23 protein-coding genes are annotated in these 23,487 nt (G+C 61.1%); 9 read left to right on the forward strand and 14 right to left on the reverse strand.

The genetic code is table 11. From position 1 onward, the window contains the following. Window positions 1-395: JAB domain-containing protein (locus FN369_RS01680; RefSeq protein ID WP_150003884.1), on the forward strand; the 395-nt coding region annotated here is incomplete at its 5' end. Next, window positions 392-1,231, forward strand: a complete 840-nt coding sequence (lpxA, locus tag FN369_RS01685; protein WP_142524480.1) for an acyl-ACP--UDP-N-acetylglucosamine O-acyltransferase — start codon at window positions 392-394, stop codon at window positions 1,229-1,231. The genes FN369_RS01680 and lpxA, both read left to right, overlap by 4 nt. Before the next feature lie 42 nt (window positions 1,232-1,273). Here the strand turns inward: lpxA and acs are convergent, their stop codons facing one another. From acs to FN369_RS01730, 9 genes are all read right to left on the reverse strand, one after another. Next, window positions 1,274-3,247, reverse strand: coding sequence for an acetate--CoA ligase (gene acs / locus FN369_RS01690; RefSeq protein WP_142524481.1), 1,974 nt, complete (start codon window positions 3,245-3,247; stop codon window positions 1,274-1,276). Between the two features lie 167 nt (window positions 3,248-3,414). Next, entirely contained in the window at window positions 3,415-3,855 is a 441-nt protein-coding gene (rpiB, locus tag FN369_RS01695) for a ribose 5-phosphate isomerase B (protein ID WP_142524482.1), read from the reverse strand. A 163-nt stretch (window positions 3,856-4,018) separates the two neighbouring features. Beyond that, complete coding sequence (locus FN369_RS01700; protein WP_142524483.1) at window positions 4,019-4,507, reverse strand: UvrB/UvrC motif-containing protein; 489 nt, start codon at window positions 4,505-4,507, stop codon at window positions 4,019-4,021. Further along, window positions 4,504-5,433 carry a branched-chain-amino-acid transaminase gene (gene ilvE, locus FN369_RS01705; protein WP_142524484.1) on the reverse strand — a complete coding sequence of 310 codons (930 nt, stop codon included), beginning with the start codon at window positions 5,431-5,433 and terminating at the stop codon, window positions 4,504-4,506. The genes FN369_RS01700 and ilvE overlap by 4 nt, the downstream gene beginning before the upstream one ends. A 96-nt stretch (window positions 5,434-5,529) precedes the next feature. Further along, a complete protein-coding gene (locus FN369_RS01710; protein ID WP_142524485.1) occupies window positions 5,530-6,321 on the reverse strand; it encodes an ABC transporter ATP-binding protein in 792 nt (263 codons plus the stop codon). Beyond that, window positions 6,314-7,600: an FtsX-like permease family protein gene (locus tag FN369_RS01715; protein WP_246189480.1), complete on the reverse strand. Its 1,287-nt coding sequence runs from the start codon at window positions 7,598-7,600 to the stop codon at window positions 6,314-6,316. Before FN369_RS01715 ends, FN369_RS01710 begins: the two co-directional genes overlap by 8 nt. Beyond that, the gene (locus tag FN369_RS01720) at window positions 7,597-8,457 is read right to left on the reverse strand and encodes a prephenate dehydrogenase (RefSeq protein ID WP_178087605.1); all 861 of its coding nucleotides are present in this window, start codon (window positions 8,455-8,457) and stop codon (window positions 7,597-7,599) included. Before FN369_RS01720 ends, FN369_RS01715 begins: the two co-directional genes overlap by 4 nt. Then, window positions 8,454-9,584 (reverse strand): histidinol-phosphate transaminase, encoded by a 1,131-nt coding sequence (gene hisC / locus FN369_RS01725; protein ID WP_142524487.1) that lies wholly within the window; start codon window positions 9,582-9,584, stop codon window positions 8,454-8,456. The genes FN369_RS01720 and hisC overlap by 4 nt, the downstream gene beginning before the upstream one ends. Before the next feature lie 27 nt (window positions 9,585-9,611). Next, window positions 9,612-10,139 carry an arsenate-mycothiol transferase ArsC gene (locus tag FN369_RS01730; RefSeq protein WP_142524488.1) on the reverse strand — a complete coding sequence of 176 codons (528 nt, stop codon included), beginning with the start codon at window positions 10,137-10,139 and terminating at the stop codon, window positions 9,612-9,614. 112 nt (window positions 10,140-10,251) lie between these two features. On the opposite strand from FN369_RS01730, the gene nuoB reads away from it, so the two are divergent. The 7 genes from nuoB to FN369_RS01765 all read left to right on the forward strand — a co-directional run bounded on the left by nuoB (window position 10,252) and on the right by FN369_RS01765 (window position 17,630). Continuing rightward, on the forward strand, window positions 10,252-10,761 hold the full coding sequence (gene nuoB, locus FN369_RS01735) for an NADH-quinone oxidoreductase subunit NuoB (protein ID WP_142524489.1): 510 nt from the start codon (window positions 10,252-10,254) through the stop codon (window positions 10,759-10,761). A 58-nt stretch (window positions 10,762-10,819) separates the two neighbouring features. Continuing rightward, on the forward strand, window positions 10,820-11,407 hold the full coding sequence (locus FN369_RS01740; RefSeq protein ID WP_142524490.1) for an NADH-quinone oxidoreductase subunit C: 588 nt from the start codon (window positions 10,820-10,822) through the stop codon (window positions 11,405-11,407). Next, complete coding sequence (gene nuoD, locus FN369_RS01745; RefSeq protein ID WP_142524491.1) at window positions 11,404-12,639, forward strand: NADH dehydrogenase (quinone) subunit D; 1,236 nt, start codon at window positions 11,404-11,406, stop codon at window positions 12,637-12,639. The genes FN369_RS01740 and nuoD overlap by 4 nt, the downstream gene beginning before the upstream one ends. 18 nt (window positions 12,640-12,657) lie before the next feature. Then, window positions 12,658-13,212, forward strand: a complete 555-nt coding sequence (locus tag FN369_RS01750; protein WP_142524492.1) for an NADH-quinone oxidoreductase subunit NuoE family protein — start codon at window positions 12,658-12,660, stop codon at window positions 13,210-13,212. After that, entirely contained in the window at window positions 13,213-14,595 is a 1,383-nt protein-coding gene (gene nuoF / locus FN369_RS01755; protein ID WP_142524493.1) for an NADH-quinone oxidoreductase subunit NuoF, read from the forward strand. It begins immediately after the preceding gene. Window positions 14,596-14,618: 23 nt separating this feature from the next. Continuing rightward, complete coding sequence (locus FN369_RS01760; protein WP_142524494.1) at window positions 14,619-16,304, forward strand: NADH-quinone oxidoreductase subunit G; 1,686 nt, start codon at window positions 14,619-14,621, stop codon at window positions 16,302-16,304. Window positions 16,305-16,499: 195 nt separating this feature from the next. After that, entirely contained in the window at window positions 16,500-17,630 is a 1,131-nt protein-coding gene (locus FN369_RS01765; protein ID WP_142524495.1) for a complex I subunit 1/NuoH family protein, read from the forward strand. On the opposite strand, the gene FN369_RS01770 is transcribed toward FN369_RS01765, so the two are convergent. The 5 genes from FN369_RS01770 to lpxK form a co-directional block, all read right to left on the reverse strand. Continuing rightward, window positions 17,627-18,496: a L,D-transpeptidase family protein gene (locus FN369_RS01770; RefSeq protein WP_142524496.1), complete on the reverse strand. Its 870-nt coding sequence runs from the start codon at window positions 18,494-18,496 to the stop codon at window positions 17,627-17,629. The genes FN369_RS01765 and FN369_RS01770 overlap by 4 nt on opposite strands. Beyond that, a complete protein-coding gene (locus tag FN369_RS01775) occupies window positions 18,493-19,332 on the reverse strand; it encodes a BtpA/SgcQ family protein (protein WP_142524497.1) in 840 nt (279 codons plus the stop codon). Before FN369_RS01775 ends, FN369_RS01770 begins: the two co-directional genes overlap by 4 nt. Before the next feature lie 135 nt (window positions 19,333-19,467). After that, complete coding sequence (murJ, locus tag FN369_RS01780; protein ID WP_142524498.1) at window positions 19,468-21,177, reverse strand: murein biosynthesis integral membrane protein MurJ; 1,710 nt, start codon at window positions 21,175-21,177, stop codon at window positions 19,468-19,470. Then, window positions 21,174-22,175 carry a lipopolysaccharide heptosyltransferase II gene (gene waaF, locus FN369_RS01785; RefSeq protein ID WP_142524499.1) on the reverse strand — a complete coding sequence of 334 codons (1,002 nt, stop codon included), beginning with the start codon at window positions 22,173-22,175 and terminating at the stop codon, window positions 21,174-21,176. Before waaF ends, murJ begins: the two co-directional genes overlap by 4 nt. Continuing rightward, a complete protein-coding gene (lpxK, locus tag FN369_RS01790) occupies window positions 22,172-23,422 on the reverse strand; it encodes a tetraacyldisaccharide 4'-kinase (protein ID WP_142524500.1) in 1,251 nt (416 codons plus the stop codon). Before lpxK ends, waaF begins: the two co-directional genes overlap by 4 nt. Window positions 23,423-23,487: the final 65 nt, after the last annotated feature.

A 23,487-nucleotide genomic window follows, 5' to 3' on the forward strand; every position in this document is an offset into this window, starting at 1 on the left:
TCGGACGGCGCATCCGCCGTCCGAAAGATGCAGTCGAGTTCCTGGGGCCGAGAATGCGGCTTCTGCCGGTCGAGATGTTGCTGGCGGTTCTGCTGGATGCGAAAGGGCGAGTTCTCGCCGTCGAGGAAATTACCCGAGGCACTCTCAATGAGAGCCTGTACCATCCACGCGAGGCTTTCCGCGCGGCGATCGCTCACAAGGCGCACTCGATCCTTTTTGCTCACAACCATCCTTCCGGGGACCCCACGCCTTCCGCGGCGGACATTGCCATCAGCCGCGAGATGAAGCGGGCCGGCGAAATTTTGGGGATCGAGGTAGTCGATCATCTGATTCTCGGAGGCTCCCGGAAGGGGGAGCTTCTCTATCATAGCTTTCGAGAACGGGGGGAGGCATGATCCATCCTACGGCCATCATCAGCCCGAAGGCCGAGCTCGGAAGAGAGGTGCGGGTAGGGCCCGGGGCGATCATCGAGGAAGACACGATTCTGGGCGACCATTGCGAGATTCGCGCTCATGCGGTGATTGCGGCGGGAACGCGCATAGGTCCGGGAAATCAGATCGGCTATGGAGCGGTCATCGGCGCCGAGCCGCAGGATCTTTCCTGGAAAGGGGCTCCTTCTCGGGTGGTGATCGGAGAGAGGAATGTCATTCGGGAGCATGTTAGCGTCCATCGTGGCGCAAGACCGGAGAGCGAGACACGGATCGGCGATGGGAACTATTTGATGGTCGGATGCCACGTCGCTCACAACTGCGTCGTGGGCAACCGGGCGATCCTTGTCAATCATGTCCTGCTTGGAGGCTATGTCCAGGTTGGGGACCGCGCTTTTTTGGGGGGCGGTTCGGTTTTTCATCAGCACGTGCGCATTGGGGAACTGGTGATGGTCCGAGGGGGAATCCGGATCGGAATGGATATCCCCCCGTTTTTCATGGCCGTGGACGAAAATGAAGTTGCCGGCGTCAACCGTGTTGGCTTACGAAGAGCCGGCTTTTCGGAAGAAACGCGCCGCCGGCTGGAGGCCGCTTATCGAATCCTTTACGAAAGCGGCCGCAACGTCTCCCAAGCCCTGGAAGAGATGGAAAAGCGGTGGCCGACGGAAGAAGTGCTGCGGCTGACCGCCTTTATTCGTGCTTCTCGCCGGGGCATTTGCACTCCGAAGCGGGAGCAGAGGCGGCACCGGCGCAGGCAAGGAACCGCAGAAGCGGAAGCGCAAAGGGGTGAGCCCGAAGCGTGAGCGATTGGAGGGAGCCGACCCAGCGACTTCCGGCAGGCATTCCTATTCCGTCGGCTGCCCCACCTCTTTGGCGAGCGCCGCGATCGTAGAGGGATCCTCGAGGGTGGTAGTGTCGCCCTCGATTTGCCCGTTTCGGACGAGCTCCTTGAGGAGCCTGCGCATAATCTTGCCGCTGCGTGTCTTCGGAAGCGAGGAGGCGAAAAGGATCTCCTTCGGGCGGACGATGGAGCCGATTTGTTTTTCCACGTGAAGTCGGAGATCGTCCTTGAGGGACTCCGAAGCCGCCTCCCCCTGCCGGAGGGTCACGAAGGCAACGAGCGCCTCCCCTTTTTCCGGATCGGGCTCACCTACGACCGCAGCCTCCGCGACCTTGGGGTGACTCACGAGGGCGCTCTCCACTTCGGCGGTGCCGATTCGATGGCCGGACACATTGAGCACATCATCGATCCGGCCGGTGATCCAAAAATATCCGTCCTTGTCCTGCCGGGCGCCATCCCCGGTGAAGTAGACGCCGGGAATTTGGCTCCAATAGGTCTTCCGGAATCCTTCCGGGTCGCCGTAGATCCCTCGGAGCATCGACGGCCAAGGACGGCGAATCACCAATTTGCCCTGTCTACCCGGAAGAGCAGGGGCTCCTTGGTCATCGACGATGGCGGGATCGACGCCGAAGAAAGGAAGAGAAGCGGAACCCGGTTTGCAAGCGGTCGCTCCGGGGAGGGGGGCGATCATCGCCGACCCAGTTTCTGTTTGCCACCAGGTATCGACGATGGGACAGCGGCCTCGACCGACCTTCTCGTGATACCAGAGCCAAGCCTCGGGGTTGATCGGCTCGCCGACCGAGCCCAAAAGCCGAAGAGAGGAGAGATCCCGCGGCTCGACCCACTCCTCCCCAAACCGCATGAAGGCGCGGATGGCGGTCGGGGCGGTGTAGAGGATGGTGATCCGGTGGCGCTCGATCATTCGCCAAAACCGGTCCGGCCGGGGGAAGTCCGGAGCGCCTTCGTAGAGAAAAACCGAAGCGCCGATCGCCAGAGGGCCGTAGACCACGTACGAGTGGCCGGTTACCCAACCGACATCGGCCGTACACCAGAAGAGATCTTCTTCTTTGATGTCAAAGAGGTATTTGGTCGTCAGCGCGCAGCCGAGGAGATAACCGGCGGTCGTATGCAAAATTCCCTTGGGTCTTCCGGTCGTGCCGCTCGTGTAAAGGATAAAGAGAGGGTGCTCGCTCTCGAAAGGTGTGACCTTGCATCCGGCGTCGTCTTCCTGGATCTCCTCCTCGATCCACCGGTCGCGCTCCGCCTGCATGGGGACGGGTTTTCCTGTCCTTCGCACGACCAGCACCCGCTCAATCTGGGAAACGCCTTCCAATGCCTCGTTGACTCTTTCCTTGAGGGGGATGATCTTCCCCCGCCGATAGCCTCCGTCCGCCGTGATCAGGATCCTCGCCCCACAATCAACGAGGCGATCCCGCAGCGCCTTCGAGCTGAAGCCCCCGAATACGACGCTATGCGGCGCTCCTAAACGAGCGCAGGCGAGCATGGCGATCGCCGCTTCGGGGATCATCGGCAGATAGATCACGACGCGGTCGCCGGCGGCGACTCCGTTCCGAGCGAGGAGATTTGCCCATCGACAGACCTCCCAATGGAGCTGCTGGTAGGTAAGAGTCCTTACCTCCCCCGGCTCCCCTTCCCAGACGATCGCCGCTTTGTTCCGCCGGGGGCCCATCAGATGGCGATCGAGGCAGTTGTAGCTGGCGTTGAGCTTCCCCCCCAAGAACCAGCGTGCGTCAGGCAGCTCCCAAGCGAGCAATTCCTTCCACGGATCCGCCCAGTCCAACTCCGCCGACATCCGCCCCCAAAACGTCTCCGGCGACTCGATCGACTCGCGGTAGAGTCGTCGATACTCGTCGACGTTCCCGATATGCGCATGCGACGAAAACGTCCGGGGAGGAGGGAAAATGCCTTCCTTTCCGTTCACCGAAGGCGCCTCGGAGAGATGGGTATCGGCGGTCATTTCTTCCATAGTCTCTTCGGATGCCGAGATCAACGACGATGCCGAGCTCGGGCTACCCACAGGATAGGAATCTTACCGTAGAAAAGTAAACGATCTTTCCCACCGTCGGGCACCTTGCCAGGAGCTCTTTCGTGCAGCCGCGGTCCGGATCGCACAGCCATCGATCCCTACAACAGCTCGCCGGCCATGATCTTCCGAATTCGCGGAATATGGCGCCCACCTTCGAACGGGGTCTCCAAAAAGATTCGAACGATCTTGAGAGCCATTTCCTCGGAGATGAGACGCTCGCCGAGAGAAATGACGTTGGCGTCGTTGTGGGCTCGACCGAGGCGAGCCGACTCCTCGTTGAAGCAATAGGCGCAGCGCACACCTCGCACCTTGTTGGCGACCATGGCTTCTCCGTTTCCCGAGCCGCCGAGGACGATGCCGCGGTCCGCCTTGCCCTCTGCGACAAGGACCGCCGCCGGACGGATATAATCGGGATAGTCGACGGGCTCCAGCGAGTGGGTGCCGCAGTCGATCACTTCGTGGCCGAGATGCTTGAGAAATTCCTTGATCTTTTCCTTGTAGGTAAAGCCGGCGTGATCGGAACCGAGGGAGATTTTCATAGGACGGCTTTCTTTCTAGCCGCAGGGGCGAGCGCGATAAAGGCTTTTTCGTTCCGGCGATCGCAGCACGGCTAGGTATTTTGCCGGGGCGTCTCTTCCAATTCTGCGAGAGAGGAAGAACCGTCTTTGGAACGGGGAAAAACGCTGTTGCGCGACGCGCCCTTTAGCTTTTGAGCTGCGTCTCGAGTTGGGCGATTTCGTCGCGAAGGAGGGCGGCTTCCTCGTAACGCTCCTCGGTTACGGCTCGATGCAAGCTCTCCTGTAAATCCTCCAGTCTCCTCTGGTAAAATTGGTGCCTCAAAAACTTGGCGGGCATCTTTCCTTTGTGAATGACGCCCTTGTGCATGTCTCGGAGCATCGAATCGACGATTTCCGCGAAGACCTCGTAGCAATACGCACAGCCCAGCCGCCCGGTCTTCTTGAAATCCGACTGCGTGAACCCGCATTGCGGACAGGTAGGTTCGTTTTTCGATAAGATTCGCTCTTCTTCCGTCGAGACGCCCAGAAGCATGTCGGCAAGGGAGAAAACGGAAGGATCCGATACTCCCTTTTCTTTCGCGCACTTTTCGCAAAGATGCACTTTTTGAACCTTGCCACCGACGATCTGGGTCAGATGCACGGTTGCCGGTTCTCCGCAGAAATGACACTTCATTGCTGCTGCGCGGTCTCCATCGGCGCGGGCTTGCCCGTACTATAAATAAGTGGCCCGGTGGTCCGGGTCAATGCGCGAAAGCGCAGCAAGAGTCGTTGCGTCAGCGCTCCGGGCTTTCCCGTGCCGACTGTTCTCCCGTCGATTTCGACCACTGGGACGATCTCCGCCGCGGTGCCGGTTAGGAAGACCTCGTCCGCGACGAATAGGTCGTAGCGAGTCATGTTCCGCTCCACCGCATCGACTCCTTCCTCCCGAGCGAGGCGGAGAATCTCCCGCCGTGTAATTCCCGGGAGCACCCCGGCGGAAACCGGAGGGGTCACCAGCTCTCCGTGCTTGAAGGCGAAGACGTTATCTCCGGTACATTCCGCCACGTAACCCTGTTCGTTCAGGAGGAGCGACTCGTCGGCGCCGGAGACGGCCGCTTCCATCTTGGCCAAAATATTGTTGAGATAGTTGAGGGACTTGACCGCCGGCTCGAGCGCATCGGAAGAAACGCGCCGGACCGCCGCCGTATGGAGGCGAAGACCACGTTCATAGACGGAAGCGGGATAGAGGCGGATGGCATCGGCGATGATAAAGAGGGTCGGCTTTGGGCAGGATGCGGGGTTTAAGCCGAGATCACCCTTGCCGCGGGTGACCACCAGGCGAATATAACCATCCCAGAGGGAGTTTTGCCGGCAGCATTCGAGGACGGTTTTGACAAGGTCGTCGAGGCTCAGAGGAATCGAAAGGCGGATCGCCTTGGCGGAATCGAAGAGGCGTTCCAGATGTTCTTCGAGGCGGAAGACGCGGCCGCCGTAGACCCGGATCCCTTCGAAGACTCCGTCTCCGTAAAGCAATCCGTGGTCGAACACGGACACCTTAGCGTCGGCTTCGTCAACAAATTCACCATCTAAAAAAATCTTCTTTCGTTGTTGTGCTTTCATCGACCTTCGTTGCCGCTTCTCCCGTTTCGCGAGCCAAGGGCGCAAAAGCTTCTTTCCGCATCCGGGCAAGCGAAGCAAGCTCTCATTCTGATCCCTTTACAAATAGGTTTTGGATTCCGGCTCAAGCCGAGATTCCAGGGAGTGCTTGGGAGGGCCCGAGATCGGAACCGAAGCGGCGGACGTGGGATCGACCCTCTCCAGCTTTCCTCCGGTCAACACCAATTGTTGATCTCCTTTCTGAGCCAATCGTGGGTCATGGGTCGCCAACACCAAGGTCTTGCCGCGACTCTTTTGGAGATCGAGCAAGAGATCGATGACCTCGAGGCCGGTTTCTTCGTCCAAATTCCCCGTAGGCTCGTCGGCCATCAGGATTTCCGGATCGTTTCGAAGGGCGCGGGCAATGGCCACGCGCTGCTGCTCCCCTCCCGAAAGCTCCCAGGGCCGATGTTGCCATCGGTGGGTCATGCCGACCGCCTCCAGCAGCTCCCAACCCGGTTTCGGGTCGCGCTGCCCGAAGAGCATCGCCGGAAGGTTCACATTTTCCAATGCCGTGAGTTCGGGAAGCAGATGGTATGCCTGAAACACCAGCCCGATTGCTCTCCCTCGCCATGCTGCGAGGCGTTTTCGGGAGAAGCGGGAGATATCCTGATTGCGGTAGAGGATCTGCCCGGTATCGGGATCCTCGAGACCCGCCAAGAGGTGGAGCAGCGTTGTCTTGCCCGATCCGGAGACTCCCTGGATCGTGTAACAGACCCCTTCTCGGAAGACCACGTCGATCCCGGTCAAGACCGGTACCGAAGCTGATCCGGTTCGGAAGCTCTTGTGAAGGGTTTCCGCCGCGAGGATCGGGGGGCGCTCTCCCTGCTGCGTGTTCACCGTCTCATTCATAGCGCAACGCCGCGGCCGGCAACAGCCTGGCGGCGTTCCACGCGGGGATCCAGGCGGCGCAGACGCAGAGGAGAATCGCGCTGGCGGCGATCCCGGCGATCTGCGGGGGATCGATCACGACCGGGATCGTGGCGAAGTGATAGACGTCCGCCGAAAAGAGGTCGATTCCCAGCGTCCGCCCGACAAGATCACGAAGCAGGTTCAAATACCGGAGAGTCAAGGCGGCAAGAAGCAGCCCCGCCGCCGTGCCCAAGAGACCGACGATGAGCCCGTGAAAGATGAAAATCCCGAGCACTTGGCTGTCCGTTGCACCGAGCGCCTTGAGGAGGCCGATCTCCCGGCGCTTCTGGGCGGTGATCGTGATGAGGGTGCTGCAGAGGCCGAAGGCGGCGACCAGGATGATGAAAAAGAGGATTACCGCCATAGTCACCTTTTCGACGGCGATCGCGGTGAACAAGGGCCGATTTTGATCCATCCAGGTGATAGCCTCCATGGGCGGCGCATAGGCGGCATTGAGGCGAGCCTTGAGCCGGTCGGCGGCCATCGGGTCCTGGACGCGCAAGGCGATCCCATGAACGCCACGGCCGAGACCATAGAGATATTGCGCGTTCCGGAGGGAGGTCAGGAAAAAGGTCGAATCGTATTCGAAGAGCCCCGTCCGAAAGATTCCCGAAATTTCCAGCTCCGTCGGAAGAGGGACCGAACGATTCCCGGAGTTAGCGGAGTCCCGCAGAGCTTGGAGATGGCGCGGAGCATAGATGACCACCTTGTCCCCAATGGTCGCTCCATTGCGCTTGGCCCACTCCTCTCCGACGAGGATGGTGTCCGCCTGCAAGTCGTATCGTCCGGCTACGAGGTATCGACGCAGGGGGATGACTCCGAGCTCCGCTTGTGGATCGATCCCTCGCAGGATCGGAGTCGTGATCCGGTCGGCATACTCAGCGAGGATAGGGCCGCTGACGAATGGAGCCGCTCCCTCGACCCCGGGTTCTTTGAGCAGGCGTGCCATTTCCCGTTCGGGGTGGTGGAGCACGTCTCCGTTGGAGACGACCAAATGGGCATTGAAGCCGATGATCTTCTCTTGGAGTTCCCGTTCGAATCCAGCCATCACCGCGAGAACGACGACGAGGACGAGCACTCCGAGCGTCACGCCGAGCAGGGAAAGAAGGGTGATGACGGAAACGAAGCTCCTCCTGGGTCGCAGGTAGCGAACGGCCAGAAAGGCGGGGAGGGAGCGGGGCATCGTACCGGTGGGAGGGGTGGAAGGAGCGGAAATCATGAGGGGAACTTTTCAAAAGATTGGCGGCGTTCGGAGGCTTCCAGCAAAAACTGCTTGAGCGCCGCCCCCGTTTCGGTTTGGAGACTTACGCTCGCTTCGTCCAGGTGCGTGAGAAAGGAGCGGAGAGCGGCCAGCACATTCTCCCGATTGGCCAGCAAGATTTCCTGCCACATTTCGGGCGAGGCGGCCGCGATGCGCGTCACATCGCGAAAACCGGGCCCCGCCAGATCCAATGCGTCGCAATCCACCGAGCGAATGAGGGCGGCGGCCAGCAGGTGGGGCAAATGGCTCACCGCGGCGACCCGCCGGTCATGCTCGAGGGCGGAGAGACGGACGATGCGGCATCCGAGCGAGAGCCACAATGTCTCGACCAGGGCGAGCGCTTCCCCGTCGGGATTTTCCGGAGGGGTGAGAATGGAGACCGCCCCTTCAAAGAGGTTGGATCGGGCGAAGGAGAACCCCGAGCGTTCCCCGCCGCTCATTGGATGGCTGCCGACCCAACGGACCCGCCCGTCGAGATTCTCTTGGAAAAGGCGCATCGCCGGGAGCTTGACGCTGGCTGTGTCGGTCACGACGGCCTTCGAGTCTAAGGAGTCCCGAACGGTGCGGAGGACCGGCCCCATCGCGGCGATAGGCAGAGCAATGACGACGAGATCGGCCTGCCGGACCGCTTCGATCGGGTCCTCCGTGACTACGTCGGCGATTCCCGCCGCCGTGACCACTTCCCTTTCCTCGCCTCGACTGTAGAGAGCCAGCTCCCGACAGAGTCGGAGCCGATGCGCCGCACGGGCGACCGAACCTCCGATGAGGCCCGTGCCGAGCACGGCCAATCGGGCGAGAGGAAAGTGGCTGCTCATCCAGTTGCGCTGGCCGGCGTCGTCGCGCTCTCGCGTAAGGCGGCCGGAAAGACCTCTAGGAAGCGTGTCATCTGCTCCGGGGTGCCAATGCTCACGCGCACCCATTCCGGAAGACCGTAGCTGCGCAAGGGGCGAACGATCCATCCGCGACGAAGCAGGCTCTGGAAGAGACGATCCCCGTCGCCGACCCGGACCATCACGAAGTTGGCGGCGGAAGGAACATACGTCAAGCCCTCCGCCGTGAATGCGTCCTCCAGGCGGATCCGTCCTTCCCGGATGATTCGTCGAGTTTGTTCCCGATGCGCATGGTCCTTGAGTGCGGCGATTGCGGCGGCTTGCGCGAGCGAATTGGTGTTGAATGGCTGGCGGGCGCGCTGGAGCCAGGAAGCGAGGGGCGCGGGTGCGAGGGCATAGCCGATGCGGAGGCCGGCCAAGCCCTCCATCTTGGAAAATGTGCGCAGCAGCACGATGTTCCTCCCTTCCCGCACCCAGGAGATACTGGGTGGCGGATCGTCGAGAAAGTCGACATAGGCTTCGTCGAGAGCTACGACCGTGTGGGGAGGGATCGCGCGAACGAACTCCTCGAGCTCCCGGTTAGGGATGCGGCAACCCGTCGGGTTGTTCGGACTCGTCAAAAAGATCAACCGAGTTTGCGCTCCGATAGACTTCCGCAGAACGCTCAGGTCATGGCGGAACTCCGGATCGGGTGTTTCGAGGCAGGGAGCGTCGAAGAGCTGGGCCATCAGTCGATAGACCGCGAAGGCATGGCGGGAGCAGAGGACCTCGTGGATTCCGGGCAGCACGAACACATGGAAGAGGAGCTCGATGATTTCGTTCGATCCGTTGCCCAGGACGACGTTTTCTGCCGCCAAGCCGTGATGGGACGCGATCGCTTCGCGCAGGAGATGGCCGGCGCCGTCCGGATAGAGGTGGATGTGCGGGAGGGCTTCCCGGATAGCCTGCAGCGCCAAAGGAGAGGGGCCCAGAGGGTTCTCGTTCGAGGCGAGCTTGCAAATCTCTTCGGGCGCAAATCCCTGCTCGCGGGCAAGCTCTTCGATCGGCTTGCCGGGTTCGTAAGGAGTCAGAGAACGAATGCCCGGATTGACAAGATCTTCGAGGGTAGTCACGGCGATGATCGGTTGATACCGCCCAAGCTAAAGGTTTGATCGGCGCCAGGCAAGCCGTTCGGCGCTCCGAGCCCGTCCGCCTCCCGGGCTCTCCAGCGGCATCCTCCGGGAGCCGGTTTCCGATGCGACCCCGGCAAGTTCGTTCAGCAAAAGAAGGACGTGGTTTTCGAGCTTGGGAAGTGCGATTGCAGCGGGGGATCGGTCGACGTCGTCGATATCCCAGAAGCGGATCCGCCCCACCCATTCCGGGAAGAGCCGGGCGATCATGGGACGGTGCTCCCGCTCCTGCAGGGCGATGGCGTGCGCGGCCTGAGCCAAGTCCTCTTCGGAGAGGGATAAGGGAAATTGTCTCGTGTGGGAAAGCGGGATCCCGAGCTCTTGCAAGCGGGAGCGGGCGAAGGGCGAGAGCGGAAAAGGCGTGGGACCCACGGCAAGACCGCGAGAGCCGGCGCGCCACGGCAGATCGCGCGCCGAAGCATGGTAGTTAAAGACCGCTTCCGCGAAGCGGCTCCGGTAATAGTTGCCTGTGCAGATGAAGAGGAGATTCGCGTACATCTTCTCCCGGAAACAGTAGCATCGAAACCGCTTCCGGGGAAACGGAGAGACCGATCGCTCGACACAGACCTTTTTGCTTGCTGCGCAAGCGGCCGCCGTTAGATTGGCACATATGGGCCAGACGGAAGAACTGAGCTACAACTCGAAGATCGAAGGGGACGTCGTGCTGACGACCATGGATTCCGCCATCAACTGGATGCGAAAAAACTCGCTCTGGCCGATGCCGATGGGTTTGGCGTGCTGCGCGATCGAGCTTATGGCCGCTTCTTGCGCCCGTTTCGACATCGCCCGCTTCGGGGCCGAAGTGATGCGCTTTTCTCCCCGGCAGGCGGACCTGCTGATCGTGGCGGGAACGGTCACATACAAGATGGCGTACGCGGTAAAGCGAATTTACGATCAAATGCCGGAGCCCAAGTGGGTGATTGCCATGGGCGCTTGTGCTTCCAGCGGAGGGATGTATCGAAGCTATGCGGTCTTGCAAGGGATCGATCAGCTTCTGCCCGTCGATGTCTACATTTCCGGTTGCCCTCCGCGCCCGGAGGCGTTGCTCGACGGGCTCCTGCGCATCCAAGGGAAGATCGACGCCGATCCCTCCCTGCGTCGCCTGAAGCGAGCGGCCTGAGGAAGGCTCTCCGGCGGGCGGAAAAAAGACAGAGAAACGAACGGTCGAAATCCAGATCATGAGCAATGCGGAAGCGGTAGAGAAGCTTCGGGCGAGCCTCGGGACCAAGGTTCAGGCGGTCGGCGAGTTCCGCGGAGAGACGACCGTGCGGATCGATCTCTCCGCTGTCCAGGAAGCGGCCAAGCTTCTCAAGGAGATCGGCTATCGGACTCTCCTCGATCTGACCTCCGTCGATCATTTGGGGGAAGAGCCGCGATTTGAGATCGTCTACCATTTTTTTGCGGCTGCCTCCGGAGAGCTCCTTCGTCTGAAGGGGCGCGTAACGGGAGAGGAGCCGACGGCCCCCTCGCTCGCCGGAGTCTACGCCACGGCGAATTGGCAAGAGCGGGAGGCATTCGATATGATGGGGATCCGGTTTGCCGGCCATCCCGACCTCCGGCGTATTCTCATGTGGGAAGGGTATCCCTTTTTTCCGCTGCGAAAGGATTTCCCGCTGGAAGGAAAAGATAGCGACGCCGGGGAGATGGCGTTCTCGCGGAGAGCCCCTCTGGAAGGGGGCCCCTTCGTCACGCGACCCGCAGCGGAAAGCGGGGAGCGGGAGCCTCGTGCTCATCCCGCGGAGGAACTTCCGGAGGAAACGTTATGACGGGACCCGCTGGTCTTCTCGCCGAGAAACTGCCGCCGACAGGCGAGGATCTGTCGGACGCCCCGGCCGGGGAACGGCTCCTGGTCAACCTGGGGCCCTCCCATCCCAGCACCCATGGCGTGCTCCAGATCCTTCTGGAGCTCGATGGCGAGACCGTGGTGAAGGCGGATCCCGTGATCGGGTATTTGCATCGCGGCGATGAGAAGATCGCCGAGAACATGCAGTACAATCAGTTCATTCCCTACACCGATCGGCTCGACTACTTGGCCCCCTTGGCAAACAACGTGGCCTATGCGTGCGCCGTTGAAAAGTTGATGGGCTGGACGGTTCCTCCGCGCTGCCAAGTGATTCGGGTCATTTGCTGCGAACTGGCTCGAATTTCGTCGCATCTGCTCGGCTTGGGCGCCTTTGCGATGGATTGTGGGGCGATTTCGGTCTTTTTGTACGTCTTTACCGAGCGGGAGAAGATCTATTCGCTGATCGAGGAGCTTACCGGTGCCCGATTCACGACTACCTATACTCGAGTCGGCGGGCTTGCGCGTGATCTCCCCCCGGGTTGGGTGGAGCGGGCGCAGGCCTTCGTGGAGCAGTTCGGCGAAAAGATCGACGAGCTCGATAAGCTTCTCTGCCGGAATAGGATTTTCGTCGATCGGACGAAGGATGTCGGCGTCATCTCTCCGGACGATGCGATCGATTATGGGCTGACCGGGCCCAACCTCCGAGCTTCTGGAGTGGAACTGGATTTACGGAAAAAGACCCCCTATCTGGGATACGACCAATATGAATTTGACGTCGTGGTCGGCAGCGCCGGCGATTGCTACGATCGCTTCGTCGTTCGGGTGGAGGAGATGCGCCAGAGCCGTCGGATCTTGCAACAGGCGCTCTCACGCATCCCGAGCGGGCCGATCTGCGTGGATGACGCTCGGAACTACGATCCCGAGAAGTCGGCGGTCCTCACCAAGATGGAGGAATTGATTCAACATTTCATGATCGTTACGGAAGGGATCAGCGCCCCGCCGGGAGAGGTCTATTTCGGGGCGGAAAATCCGAAGGGCGAGCTCGGATTTTATATCCTGAGCAAGGGAGGTGGGGTTCCCTACCGCCTGAAGATCCGTGCTCCCAGCTTCATGAGCTTGAGCATTTTGCCGAAGGTGCTACCTGGGCATCTCGTCGCGGATGTGGTGGCCATTCTCGGCAGCCTCGATTTCGTGATGGGCGAGTGCGATCGATAATGCGAAGGACGAGCTGGCATGGTAGTACCCGATCAACCCCTACTTCCCGGCGAGGAGGCTCCGGGGGCCGAATTTGAACGCAAGGCGGACGAGATTGTCGGACAGTACCCGGCTTCCCGGAGGAGCGCGGCTTTACCCCTACTTCATCTGTGGCAAAAAGAGTTCGGCTTTCTCAGTCAGCGAGCGGTCGAATGGATTTCGGAGCGGTTGGGGCTGCAGCCGATTCACATTCTGGAGCTGATCACCTTTTACCCGATGCTCCGGATACGTCCCGGAGGAAGAATTAATTTTAAGGTCTGTCGCACCCTTTCGTGTGCTCTTGCCGGGAGTCACGAACTCTTTGCACAGATTCGGGACCGGTGCGGAGCGACCGCCTCCGCCGGCCACGGCATCTACCTGAGTCCGGATGGAACCTATTCGGTGGAATTCGTGGAATGCCTCGCACTTTGCGGAAGCGCCCCGGCGATGATGGTGGATGAAGAAGAGTTCGAGAGAGCTACTATCGGTACGGTGGACCGGATCCTGGCGGAAAGCTTAGGTAGCGGCGCGTCGCACGGGGAGGGGAAAGGATAAATGGCCGAAAGCGGAGCATTGACAGACAGACTCCGGGAGCACCGGCTCATCCTTCGTTACGCCGATGAGCCTGGTTACTCCCAGGACATCGATTGTTATCTGCGGCACGGAGGCTACGAGCAGCTACGCAAGGCGCTTTCGATGGATCCGGCGGCGATCGTGGCGGAGGTCAAGGCTTCCGGACTCCGAGGCAGGGGAGGAGCGGGTTTCCCGACGGGAACCAAGTGGGGCTTCATCGATCACACGAAGAATCGGAAGCCCGTCTACCTGCTCTGCAATGCGGACGAGTCCGAGCCCGGCACCTTCAAGGATCGTCAGATCATTTACAAGGACCCCCATCAGCTCTTGGAAGGGATGATCATTGCCAGCTATGCCAACCGCGCGCATCTGGCGTATATTTACATCCGCGGCGAGATGGTCCGCGGGGCACAGATCCTGGAACGCGCCCTTGCGGAAGCGCGGGCGAAGAACTTTTTGGGTACGAACATCCTCGGCAGTGGCTACGACTTGGACATCTTCGTCTTTCGCGGGGCCGGAGCCTACATTTGCGGGGAGGAGACGGGGCTCATCGAGTCGCTCGAGGGGAAGCGCGCCTATCCGCGGATCAAACCTCCCTATTTTCCGGCCGCCCTCGGTCTCTATCTCTGTCCGACGATCGTCAATAACGTCGAGACCCTGTGCAACGTAAAGCATATCGTCGAAATGGGGGGAGCGGCGTTTGCCAAGATCGGTACGCCCAACAATACGGGCACCCGTATCTGGTGCGTGAGCGGAGACGTCCGTCGACCCGGATATTACGAATATGATTGCGGAGCGATCACGCTTGGGGAGCTGCTTTACGACGTCTGCGGTGGAATCCGCGACGGGAACCGGCTCAAGGCTGTGATTCCGGGTGGATCTTCGGCGAAAGTCTTGCGGGCGGGAGAAATCTATCGAGTCCAGCGCAAGAAGCCTGACGGAAGCGCCGAAGAGATCGAGATGAGACTCGAGGATCTCCCGCTCGACTTTGATACGATTGCGGCCTCGGGCTCCATGTCGGGCTCCGGCGGAGTGATCGTCATGGATCATACGCGGGACATGGTGGAATGCCTCAGCAACCTTTCCGCGTTCTACGCTCACGAGTCTTGCGGGCAATGCACCCCTTGCCGGGAAGGCGCTCTCTGGATGCATAAGATCCTCCGACGGATGGTGGGAGGAGGAGCAAGACCAGAGGATCCGCAGCTTCTGCTCGATGTCTCCGGGCAGATCGCTGGCCGGACGATCTGCGCCTTCGGCGAAGCCTGCTCTTGGCCGGTGGAGAGCTTCGTCGCCAAGTTCCGGGAAGAATTCGAAGCCAAGGCAACGGCGGCCCAAGAGAGTGAGAGCTTGTCGCGCGCCTGTTGAGCGGTTTCGTTGCGAGTCTAATCATGGCCTTGATCAAAAATCCTTTCGACCACGACCTCACGCCGGCCGATGCTCCCCTCGTCCATGTCCAACTTGACGGACAATGGGTGGAGGTGCCGCGCGGTCTCAATGTAATCGAGGTGGCTCGCCGCTTCGGCAAGCTGATCCCTCACTACTGCTACCACCCGAAGCTCTCCATCGCGGGCAACTGCCGGATGTGCCTCTTTGAGATGGGCACGCCTAAGCTCGGACCCGATCGGAAGCCGATCCTCGATGCCGAAGGTCGGCCGGTGCTCCAGTGGATGCCGAGACCGCAGATCGCCTGCGCAACGACGGCTTTTGAGGGGATCGGCATCCGGACCAATTCGCCCTTGGTGGAATCCTGTCAGGAGGGAGTGCTCGAGTTTCTTCTGCTCAACCATCCCTTGGACTGCCCGATTTGCGACCAAGCGGGAGAGTGCAAGCTCCAGGAGTATGCATTCGATTACGGGAAAGGGCGGAGTCGGTTCGGCGAAGAGAAGGTAAAGAAGCCGAAGCGGGTCGACATAGGACCGCGCATTTTGCTCGATGATGAACGGTGTATCCTCTGCACCCGATGCATCCGTTTCGCTCGGGAGCTGGCTGGAGAAGATTGCCTGGGCATTACCGAGCGGGGAGGCTACAACCGGCTTTCCGTCTACCCGGACAAGCGCTTTACAAGCAACTACTCGCTCAACACGGCGGATATCTGCCCCGTCGGGGCCCTGACGACGAAAGACTTCCGATTCCGGATGCGCGTCTGGTTTCTCAAGGAGACCGAAAGCATCTGTGTCGACTGCGCGACGGGCTGCAACGTCACCGTCGGAAGCCGCGAGGGGATCGTCTATCGGCTGACGCCCCGCGTCAACGAAGCGGTCAACTCCCACTGGATGTGCGATCAGGGGCGGTTGGGCTTCCACCCCATTCACAGCAAGCATCGGGTCCTTGAGCCCGGTAGGCGGGCGGACGGTAGATTGTTTCCGGGAGAGTGGCCCCTTCTCCTCAGGCAGGTTGCCGAGGCCTTACGGAAGCTCGATCCCTCTTCCCTGGCGTTGCTCGTTTCCGCCCGAATGACGAACGAGGAGCTTTTCTTGGTCCGGCAGTTGCGGGATCTCTTGCAAGGCGATGGCGAGATCTTCACCGAAGTGGTGCCTCGGAAGGGGAAGGCCGACGGCCTTCTGCGCAGCGACGACCTCAATCCCAATAGTCGGGGTGCTCGGATTTTAGGGATCGGCACGGATGGGGAACGCCTTCCCGAGCTGCGAAAAGGAATTGAGGAAGGGAAGATTCGCGCCCTTTTTTGCCTACACGAAGACGCGGCCGGTGCTGGAGTCCCGGAGGCGTTGTTGAGCGGTCTGGTGCTTCTCGTATGGCAAGGGATCCTCGCCGACAGGAGTTCCGAAATCGCTCACTGGGTGCTCCCCGGTGCATCGTTCGCGGAGAAGAACGGAACGATGGTCAACCGTGCCGGTCGGCTGCAACGCATCCAACAGGCGATTCCGACACCGGGTCGGGCCAAGGAGGATATCCGGATTCTCCGGGGCCTGATTCTCGCCTTGGGAGGAGAAGATTTTGGGCAGAGTGGTCCGGAGGTGTTCGCGAAAATGGCCGCGAGGATCCCGGCTTTCCAGGGACTTTCTTGGGTCGGCGTGGGGAATCAAGGAGTGACCCTTCCGGGGGAAGTGCAGTAAGCCGATGTCCCACGCGCCTTCCCTTTCGGCCGATAAAACGGATTTGCTCGCTTCGTCCGGCTTGGTTTTCTATCCCGGCAATATGTTCCTCGATCGCTCTGGAAGGCGGCCGTGGGCTCCCGTTGTGTCTAGAACCTTGAGCCGTGCCTCGCATTGGAAATTCCAGAGGCATCTCAGCTAGGAGATCCGAAATTCATGGTCAGTACACTCACCGTTTTTGTCATCAGCACCCTCGTGAAGATCCTTCTGGTTGTCGGGGTTCTCTTGGGATTGGTTGCCTATGCCGTTCTAGCGGAGAGGAAGGTGAGCGCGGCAATGCAGGATCGCATCGGGCCGAACCGGGTCGGTCTCCCCTTCCTCCAGGCCCGATTGATGGGACTGGGGCAGCCGCTTGCCGATGCCTTCAAGCTCATGCTCAAGGAACAATTCGTTCCCGGCCATGTGCGCGGCTTTTACTACAATCTGGCCCCCATTCTCGCCTTCCTTCCGGCCCTCTTGGCTATCTGCGTGATTCCCTTTGCTGGGGTCGACCCGATCCGTTTGCCGGGACTTTCCGTTCCGATTCCACAGCCCGGAGTGATCGCGAACGTGGGGATCGGTGCTCTTCTCCTTTTTGCGGTCACCTCGCTCGGAGTCTACGGGATCGTATTGGCGGGATGGTCGTCCAACTCGAAGTATGCGTTCCTCGGCGGGATCCGCTCGAGCGCCCAGATGATCTCCTACGAGGTCGCCCTAGGATTTTCGGCGATTCCCATCTTTTTGATTTCTGGAGGGTTGAGTCTTCCGCAGATCGTCGATTTCCAAATCGAGCGGGGCTGGTTTCTCTTCCCCTTCGTAGGAAAGCAGATCGACTGGCATCTGCTTCTTTTTTGGCCGTCTCTCCTGATTTCCTCCTTGATCTTTCTGGTGACCCTCTTTGCCGAGACCAATCGAGCCCCTTTCGATCTGCCGGAAAGCGAGCAGGAGCTCGTGGGCGGCTACAACACCGAGTACGGGGGCATGCGCTTCGGCATGTTCTTCCTGGGCGAATATGCGGCGCTCATCTCCGCCAGCGGCCTTTTCGTAACCCTATTTCTCGGGGGCTGGAGCCTACCCTTCGGTTGGCTCTCGACCTCGAGCTCCCTTGGGACCTTTCTCCTCCAGGCTCTTGTCTTTCTGGTCAAGGTTTGCGCGCTCGTCTTTTTCTTCATGTGGATCCGGTGGACCCTTCCGCGGTTCCGCTACGATCAGGTCATGACCCTGGGCTGGAAGTTCCTCTTGCCCATATCCATGGTCAACATCGTGGTCGTCGCGATCCTTCTCGCCGTCTTCGGCGGAACGCCTTAGCGGGCTTCGGGCGGAGCTCTTCCGAAGGTAAGCCGCGCGCCGGAACTGTTCGAGGAAGAGATCTTCGTGGCCTCGAGCCACTCGGGACGGGGAAGCGCCCAGGATTGCCAGAGGCGCAGATAGTCTTCCTTGGTCAAAACGACCAGTTCGGGCTTGCCCCTGGGATCGAGCCAATGGATCAAATCGAGGAGTTGCTCCTTTTCCAGTGCGACGCAGCCGGAGGTTCTGGCGTGCTCTCCGTAGCGTCCGTGGAGGAAAACCGCGCTGCCCGCGCCCGGGCGGCTTTCAGGATAGTTGTGCTCGACGAAGATCATCCATTCGAGCACCGGATCCTCGATCCGCAGCCGCTCGGCCGGAAACCAGTCGGGAAAAGGTGCTCCATTTGGGATGGTAACGAGATGGTTGTATTGGGGAAGGTCGGGATTCTCGATCCAGGCATCGTGGTCTGATTTGCGGTGGTAAAGAAGCCACTTCGTCCCCAAAGGAAGGGCGGGGGCGGTTCCCAATACGAGCCCGATCCGGAAGCGGCCGGCCGGAGTTCGACCGTCACCCTCCTCCTTTTGCAATCCCGGCTGTTGGGGATGAAGGCCGATGCCCCAGGCGACTCCGTTACGGCCAAGGAGGACCGAAATCGGGCCCCCGTCCTGCACCCAGCTCCCTCCGGGGACGACTCTTTTCCAGCGGGAGAGCCGACCTTGCCAGCAATCGGCTCCCTCGACGAGGACGATGACCCGCTGCTCGAGGCGAAAGGGCCAGAAAAGAAGAGCCCTCCAGGCCCAGAACGCTCCGAGTGCGATCCCGAGGGCCGATGCCGCTGCAACAAGCTGGCGCTGCCTCTTTGCCGAGAGAGGCCATCGAATGCTCATTCCGGGCGGGAGGGTCCCATCCGCGATGGAGGCGGGATGTGGAGGAGTCGAGTGAGCTTCTCCACCTTCCTGCGGTCGACCGGGGTGTCGATCGCTTGCTCCTTCGCTGAACTTCCTACAAGAACTCCATCGCTCGCAGCCAGATAGCGCTGCAGGTTCTTCTCGTGGATGCCGCTTCCCGCCAAAATTGGGGTGAGTGGCAAGACGCTCCGGACCCGCTCGACCTCCTCGATCAAGGGCTCGGCTCCTGTTTTCGGCCCCGTGAGAATGATCCCGTCGGCCAGGGCCCGCTCGACCAGATCGACCGCTTCTTCCTCAATGGGGCGAGGAGAGAGAGGCGCGGCGTGCTTGACGCGCAGATCGGCGAGGATGCGGATTCTCGGATCCAAGTGGGATCTGGCGCGGAGGAGAGAGGCCGCTTCCCCTTCGAGAATCCCTTGGTCGGTCACCGCCGCATTCGCAAGAACATTGACGCGGAGGAAGCTCCCGCCGCAAGCGGCGCAGAGAGCGAGCGCCGCTTGGGAATCGTTACGCAGCACGTTGAAACCCAGCGGCAAGGAGCTCGATCGGCGGATTTCCGCGCCAACGGCTGCCATTGCGGCAATCGTTTCCGGAGGTACAGCGCTCTTCCAGAATGGGGCGTCTCCGTAGTTTTCGATGCAGAGGGCGTCAGCACCTCCGTTTTCCCAAGCCTCGGTATCGGCGAGCGCTCCTTCCAGGACCGCATCGAACCCTCCGGAATAACGTGGCGAGCCCGGTAGGGGTCTGAGGTGAATAAGTCCGATCAAAAGCTTGGCACCCCCGGCGGTCAGAGGAAGCTCCACGAATCGCGCCACGAGAGGATCTTTGCGAAGAGTCGCGATCGGGACAAGCCATTAGAAGCTGTTGGAAGAGTCCCTCTCGCTCGGGCGACCTTCCCCTCCGCCGAGCGGCTTCGCGCCGACGCTCCCGGGCAAGGCGATGCGGGGGAGTCAGGAAGTAGCGCCACTCCGCCCTCTCTTGCGCAGCCGGAGCAGCCGACGGAGAAGCTCGAGAGCTTCTCGGCACTCCTCCAATCCCAAAGCGCGGGCCGAAAGGAAGAACGCCAGCGCACCGCCGGCCACCGCCGCTCCGACGAGGAGGGCGCCGCCGAGAGGCAACGCCCCCAAGGAGGAACGGCCGACCGCCCGGGCCACCCATCCGGCCGCAAGGCCGCAAGCAACGGAAGAGAGCCCCAAGCGCCAAAGGAACGAGAGCCAGCGGCGGAAGCCTCCGGGAAAGACGCGCCGATCGAGGGCAAGGAAGAGCTGAGTGCAATTGAGAAGTGCGACGAGCGATGTGGTGAGGGCCAAGCCGACGTGTCCAAAGGAGAGTCCCTTGACCAATAGGAAGTTGAGCAGGAGGTTGAGGCCGATGCCGAAGAGGCTCACTCGGAGGGGAATCGAGGGGGAGTCGAGTGCGTAAAAGCAAGGGGCTAGGATCTTGATCCCCGCATAACCCGCCAGCCCGAGCGTGTAAGCTTGCAGCGCCGTGGCCGTCTGATGCGTATCCCAGGAGCTGAAGCGACCGTGCTGGTAGATGAGTCGGATGAGGGGTTCGGAAAGGACGGCCAGGCCGATGGCGGCGGGAACCGTATAAAAGAGTCCGAGGCGAAGCGAGTGGCGAAGCGTTCGCCGGAAGGCGTCGAGATCGGATCGAGCATGCTGACGCGAGACCGTCGGAAGCGTCACCGTGGCGATCGCTACGCCGAAGACTCCGATCGGGAACTGCATGAGCCGGAAAGCACAGTTGAGCCAGGAGCGGCCGCCGTTGATCTCCGAGGCGAACATGCCGTTGATCAAAACGTTCACCTGGACGGCCGCTCCGGCGATCACGCTGGGCACCATCAAGCGCCAAATTTCCCGAAGCTTTGGATCCGAAAGATCGAGATTCCATCGCCAGTCGTATCCGATTCGACGGAATGCCGGGACCTGGATCAAAAGCTGCGCGAGGCCGCCCAGGAGGACGCCGAAGCAGACTCCGAAGACAGCGTTTTCGCCGAACGAGGGATGGCGAAGATCGCGCTGCGGATCCAAGGTGTAGGCAAAAAAGACGCCCAGCACGACGGAAACGATATTGAAGGCGGTCGAGGCCGAGGCCGGCAGACCGAAAATCCGGCCGGCGTTCAGGATCCCCATGGCAACTGCCGCCAGGGCGACGAACAGGATAAAAGGAAAGAGCACCCGCGTGAGGCGGACTGTGAGCTCGAACTTTCCCGGAACCGCGTGGAAACCGAAGCTGGTCAGTTCGACGAGGAGTGGAGCAAGGAGGATGCCCGCCAAGCAGACCAGGGAGAGGAGGATGAGGAGAATCGCCAGCAGATGGTTTGCGAGCGAAAACGCCTTCGCCTTCCCTTGCTCTTCCCACGTCTTCGAGAAGACGGTGGTGAACGCGGTAGAAAGCGCCCCTTCGGCAAAGAGATCACGAAGAAGATTGGGGATCTGGAATGCGGCAAGATAGGCGTCGAGGAGCTTGCCGGCACCGAAGAGAGCGGCAAAGACCAGCTCTCGGACGAGTCCGAAGACGCGAGAGCCCATGACAGCAAGGCTGACGATTCCCGCCGCGCGGTGGGTGGCCGCGTCTCCCTCCGCTGCGCCCCTTGCGGAAGCGGAGGTGGGAAGAGCTGGAGGCAAAGAAGCTTGCGGATCGTCGGGGGCGTTCACGAAGAGACTGCAGCGGAGGAACCGAGTTGCTCGAGGCAAACGGCGTACACCGCTTCCGGATCGATTCGGCGCAAACAGGCCAAGTCTGTAGGGCAGGTGCGGCGGAAACAGGGACCGCAAGGCACCGGATGAGAAAGGATGCGGGTAGAGCTCCCCAGAGGCCCTGTCCGCGCGGGATCGGTGGATCCGAAGAGTGCCACGACGGGCACCCCGAGGAGCGCCGCGACGTGCATGGCCCCGCTATCGTTGCAGACCACCAATCGGGAGCGGGCCAAGGCGGCGAGGAACTCCTCCAAGGTCGTTCTGCCCGCAAGACTCTCGACGCCGGGAAGCTCCGAAGCGATACGTTCGCAGACTTCCCGGTCGCCGGCCGCTCCGTAAAGGCGCACCTCGTAGCCCGTGCTCGCGCGGAGCCGCCGTGCGAGGGCGATGTAGAATTCGGGCGGCCATCGCTTGGCGGGGCCATATTCGGCTCCTGGGCAGAAGGCGATCACCGGCTCCGGCCGTTCGAGCCAGGAAGCCGGGATGCGCAATTCCGGTAGGGCCATCGAGCCCGAGACTCCCAGTTCCTGGACGAGGGCAAGGTAAATCGCGGCTTGCTGCGGGATATGGTCCGCGGGACGACCGAGCAGACGGGGACGGCTCAAGAGGGCGGAGCGGGGCCAAGCCGCTTTCCCCCAGACCGTGCGAATGCCGGCAAACCGCGCTTCGAGAGCCGAGCGCGGGGAGTTTGGGAGCAAGAGGGCGGCCTCGAACCCTCCTTCCCGAAGCTGTCTTGCGGTAGAGAAGAGCCTTTCCGGGTGGGTGAGTTCGATCAGGCGATCGACGAAGGGGCAAAGACGCCAGAGAGCGCTGAGCTTTTGGGAGGACGCAACGGTGATCGGACCCTTTCCGAGCCATCGCTTGAGGCTTGCGACCGCGGGGAGGCTCAGAACGGCATCCCCCAGCCAGTTGGGCGAACGGACCAGAAGGGAAGCGGGAGGAGCGGGGGCAATCACAGGAGGGCCGGATGCGTTCCGTTGACCACCGGCTGCTCCGCGAAGGACGAAGTACGGCCAGAGGGGGAGAAGGGAGGGGGGGTCCGCTCCCGCATTTTCTCGCGAATGCGGCTCTGGAGAGCCTCCGCTCCTTGAAGAAACTCGATTTCCACTCGGAGAAAATAGATCGGAACCGGAGGAGGCGTGCGAAGAAAAGGAAGGCGCACGGCATCTTTTTCCGTCGTGACGATCGCGGCGGCAGCCCGGGCCTTTGCCCGCTCCAGGACGCGGAGAAGTTCCTGTTCGGAAAATCGGTGGTGGTCGGCGAACCTTCGGGCGTAGACGATTTCCGCCCCGAGTTTTCGGAGCCCATTTTCAAAGCTTTCCGGGCGGGCGATGCCTGAGAGAGCGACGACCCGAAGGCCTCGAAGGAAGCTCAGGGGCTGTTTTTCTCCGGTGCTCACGTGCGAGAGATAGCGGGGAAGGTGGGCGCATTCGACGATGGGGGCGTGTCGATTGTATCGTCGCAATTCGGATTTCAGCTCGGCGAGCGGGGAGCCGTCGCATTTCGTGACGAGCAGGATATCCGCCCGCCGGATATGGCTCATTGGTTCGCGGAGGGTGCCGCGGGGGAGCAAAAACCGATTGCCGAAGGGAGCTTCCCGGTCGACCAAGACGATGTCGATGCGCTCTTGAAGAGGAAGATACTGGAAGCCGTCGTCCAGAAGTAGGGTGTCGACCCCCCATTGTCGGATGGCGGTAAGGCCGGAGCGCACGCGATTTTTCCCGGTCAGGACGACGACTCCCTGCAAATTCGAAGCCAGCATGTAGGGCTCATCGCCCGCCAAGAACGGATCCAGAAAAGCTCTCTTTCCATCAGAGACGACACGCGGTCCGGGATGCGCTGTCTCGCCCCGGGCGGCTCGGTGCCACCGAGCCCAAAACGGGAGGGATGCGCTCTTGTATCCACGGCTGAGGATGGCGACGCGACGGCCGGCGTGGGCGAGCTCTCGGGCAAGTTTTTCTACGACGGGCGTCTTTCCCGTTCCTCCGACCGTCAGGTTGCCCACGCTGATGACCAAGCATCCTAAGGAATGGGAATGCACGAAGTTTCGGCGGTAGAGCCAGAGGCGGAGGCGGACCAGGGGGCCGTAGAGCAAGGAGAGGAGGTAGAGGAGGGCGCGGAGAAGCGTCGCGCGCTTTCCGTCCCTTCGTTCCAGAATGACGTCGACGGCGAAGCGCTCGAACCGGTCTGTCCACCGAGGCATGCGTTGCCGATCTCCTTTCCCTTCGCTTCCCGTCTCTCCTCCCGCTCTTCCCGCTTCCCGTAGAC

Source organism: Methylacidimicrobium cyclopophantes (assembly GCF_902143385.2).
In the GTDB taxonomy this organism is placed as follows: domain Bacteria; phylum Verrucomicrobiota; class Verrucomicrobiia; order Methylacidiphilales; family Methylacidiphilaceae; genus Methylacidimicrobium; species Methylacidimicrobium cyclopophantes.